1 pseudogene is annotated in these 1,057 nt (G+C 72.6%); it reads right to left on the bottom strand.

Annotated elements, in window-relative coordinates:
• Positions 1–994, bottom strand: a pseudogene (locus AB0B01_RS30955) (thiamine pyrophosphate-binding protein); the annotation flags it as partial.
• Positions 995–1,057: the final 63 nt, after the last annotated feature.

The following is a 1,057-nucleotide window of genomic DNA, read 5'->3' as shown; positions in this document are numbered from 1 at the left end:
CCGGGTTCACCGGGTCCGCGGGGACCTCGGCCCGGCGCTCCATCACCTCCCACCAGCGGGCGGTGGGCTGCTCGATCCCGTCCCGCCAGGACCGGTCGGCCTTCGGCTCCAGCAGCGGGACCAGCCGTTTGAGCGTCTCGGCGGCGTCGCCCACGACGTTCGCCTCGAAGGGGTAGCGCAGGCCCACCATCGACGGCTCGATGTCGATCTGCACCGCGCGGGCCTGGCCGAACTCGGGGAGGAACTGGCTGTACGGGAAACTCGATCCCACCACCAGCAGGGTGTCGCAGTCGCGCATCATCTCGTACGAGGGCCGGGTGCCCAGCAGGCCGATCGAACCGGTGACGAAGGGCAGCGTGTCGGGCAGGACGTCCTTGCCCAGCAGGGCCTTGGCCACGCCCGCGCCCAGCAGCTCCGCGACCTGTTCGACCTCGGCCCGGGCACCGCGGGCGCCCTGGCCGAGCAGCATGGCGACCTTCTCGCCCGCGTGGAGGACCTCCGCGGCTCGGGCGAGCTCCTCGTCGGCCGGGACGGGCGCGAAGCGGCCCACGCCCTGGCTGGAGGGCACCATCTTGAACGCGTGGGTGGGCGCCTCGTAGGGCAGGTCCTGCACATCGGCGGGGACGATGGCGGCCGTGACGGTCCGCCGGGCCGTCGCGATGCGCAGGGCGCGGTCCAGCACGTTGGGCAGCTGCTGGGGGACGGTCACCATCTCGCAGAAGTCCGAGGCCACGTCCTTGAACAGGGCCGGCAGGTCCACCTCCTGCTGGTAGGCGCCGCCCAGAGCGGTCCGGTCGGTCTGCCCGACGATGGCGACGACGGGCACGTGGTCGAGCTTGGCGTCGTAGAGACCGTTGAGGAGGTGGATGGCCCCGGGTCCGGAGGTGGCCACGCACACGCCCGTGCGCTGGGAGTACTTCGCGTACCCCACCGCCTGGAGGGCGGCCGTCTCCTCGTGCCGGGCCTGGATGAACCGCGGGTGGTCCTCCGCCCGTCGTCCAGCATTTCGCCGACCGTGCCCTCCGCGTAGCCGAGGTAGCGGCCGACGGCGGACAGT

It is taken from the genome of Streptomyces sp. NPDC044571 (assembly GCF_040647115.1).
Taxonomy (GTDB): Bacteria; Actinomycetota; Actinomycetes; order Streptomycetales; family Streptomycetaceae; genus Streptomyces.
Note: the sequence above shows the minus strand (reverse complement) of the source record. Positions and strands in the feature narration are given on the sequence as shown.